We start from the raw sequence: 2582 nt of genomic DNA on the forward strand, positions 1-2582 counted from the left end.
CTCAAGCAAAGTGCTTCTAACGTACTTTTTTCATTATCTGCCAGATATTTAGCCAGCAGCTGATCTGCCCTTACAGTTAACTTCCGTTTTTGTTTTTCAGTAAGTTCGTTCTTTTCAATAAACTCCTTTAAGGGAGAAACAATCTGATGCTCACCATAATATACTCCGTTTTCGTTGAGATTCTCTAAATCTGCGTTTTGCAACCGCACCAATTTTTCAAGCAGTTCGGTTAGGTGTTCAGCGATTACTAAAATCCGATACTGGTAATGACCTCTTCCAGTATTGGCGGTATAACAAATATCCTGAAAATTCGTGGTTTTATCTTTTATTAAATAGCAATAGTATTGATCAATTAATTGCTGCAGACCAGCTTTATTGCGACATGAAATAGTAAAAACGTTCATCTTGCTTTTTATTGTTTCAATAAAACTAATGGACTCTGGCGCTTCTTCCAAAACAAGATGGCAATTAGTGCCGCTAAATCCAAATGCACTAACCCCCCCCCCGCCTTGCTTCCATACCTTTAGGCCAAGGAAGTAGTTTATCATTCACATATACCGGTGACGCAATAAAATCAATAAATTGATTGGGCTGATTAAAATTTAAGGTTTGAGGGATTAATTTGTGTTTTAACATTAATACAACTTTTAACAAAGATGCCATACCAGCGGCGCCAACCGTATGTCCAATATTTGATTTTACGGAACCAATACCACAAAATTGTTTTAAGCTGGTAACTTTTTTAAAGGCATTGGTAATGCCTTTGATTTCAATTGGATCTCCCAAGATTGTTCCTGTACCATGAGTCTCAATATAACCAATAGTTGCAGGATCGATATCTGCATTTTTCCAGGCATTTAAAATAACTTCTTCCTGAGCTTTGGCGTTTGGCGCAGTAATTCCATTTGATGTGCCGTCATTATTAATTGCTCCGCCCTTAATTACGGCATGTATAACGTCGCCATCCTGCAATGCCTGATCAAGGGATTTTAATAAAATTGCGCCTACTGCTTCCCCCCACGAAGTTCCATCAGCATCTTTATCAAACGCTTTTACCTGCCCATCTTCTGACTCCACCATATTAAGAACATTGCCTTTTGCGGCCGGCCGCAAAGTCAAACAAAGACCACCAGCAATAGCCATTTCACACTGATTGTCATTTAAAGCCTGACAGGCCAAAATAACTGCCGTCAGACTAGATGAACAAGCCGTGTCAACCACCAGACTGGGCCCGCTCAAATTAAACTGGAAGGCAACCCGACTTGCTAAAATACCATTCATTGACCCCGTAAACATTAATGGATCTGGTTGCGAAAATAATTGATTGTAATTAATAATCGATGTAGTTTCTACACCAACATATACCCCTGTATTGGTGCCATATATCCGCTTCCCGCCATATCCAGCATCTTCGATCGCTTGATAGGAAGTCTCCAGGAACAGTCGTTGCAAAGGATTCATATACTTTGCTTCTTGAAGAGAGAGATTAAAAAAATAAGGATCAAATTTGTCAATTTCATTTAAATATCCTCCCTTACAAAACTCTTCTTGGTTATTTGCTGTTAGTATTGAATGACAGTCATCCCATCGTCTGGATGGAAAATCTCTGATTGTATTAACGCCTTGTAATATATTATCCCAATATTGCTCCACCGTTTCTGCCGCCGAGATTCGCGCCGACATGCCAATAATAGCAATATCATTCCCGGTATTTTCATGATTAATCTGCATTTCCTGTAACATAATTTTTGCAGCTTCTTTAGTGAGTTTTTGCTCGGCGACTTGCTTGAATATATATTTTTTTATGGTTTTCATTCAATTACCTCCGATGTATCCAGATAGCGTTATATTCTGACTAAGTTTCAAGCAGGATTTCAATTTGACTCTCGGTTAGCTCCCCCTTTGTAAGTTTATCCAGTAAAACATCTAGTTCATCCGGTTCTGGCTCAGAGGTTTGGGAAGCTAAATATTCAGCCATTGCACTTATTGTCGGATAGCTATAGATATCCGTAATATCCAGGTAACAAGAAAATTCCAGTTCCAATTCTTTAAATAATTTAACCGCCAATAGCGAGTTACCGCCAAGTTGGTTAAAACTATCATAGATAGCAATGTTTCTGAGCCCTAAGGTTTGAGCCCAGATTGTCGCAACTCTTCGTTCAATATTACTGTACTGCTCGTTATCTTTCCCCTGAATCGCAATCATTGCATGTTCCGGACGATCGTTTTTAGATTGAGCTTCACCAATTACTTCGACAGTTAAGTCTAAGCCACCAAAACAGCGTCCTCTATTAGCAATCCCAACCAGAATGCTGCCGAGATCTTTTTGATACACCATTTCAAATCCCTGCAATGCCTTAGCAGTTGAAAGCGCCTGGAACATCCCATCCTGATTAACATGATAGTCCACTGCCATCCCAGTCTCTTTCCAGGCTGGCCAATTTATACTCAGACTGCCCCGCCGCTTTTTGTTTCGGTATGGTGCGTAAGCATCTAAATAGGCGTTTGCTGCCGTATAGTCACCCTGACCTGCGATTCCACGGATGGCTGCCACGGACGAAAATAAGATGAAAAACTCCAGA

At 40.1% G+C, this 2582-nt stretch carries 3 protein-coding genes; all 3 read right to left on the reverse strand.

What is annotated here, in order from left to right:
* The coding region (locus ACYVD3_RS16375; protein WP_460643555.1) for a CurL C-terminal domain-containing protein at positions 1 to 548 on the reverse strand (548 nt) is incomplete at its 3' end.
* Positions 493 to 1815, reverse strand: a complete 1323-nt coding sequence (locus tag ACYVD3_RS16380; protein ID WP_460643556.1) for a beta-ketoacyl synthase N-terminal-like domain-containing protein — start codon at positions 1813 to 1815, stop codon at positions 493 to 495. The genes ACYVD3_RS16380 and ACYVD3_RS16375, both read right to left, overlap by 56 nt.
* Before the next feature lie 40 nt (positions 1816 to 1855).
* On the reverse strand, positions 1856 to 2582 hold a 727-nt coding region (locus tag ACYVD3_RS16385), incomplete at its 5' end, for an acyl carrier protein (protein WP_460643557.1).

The organism is Lacrimispora brassicae (genome assembly GCF_054772055.1).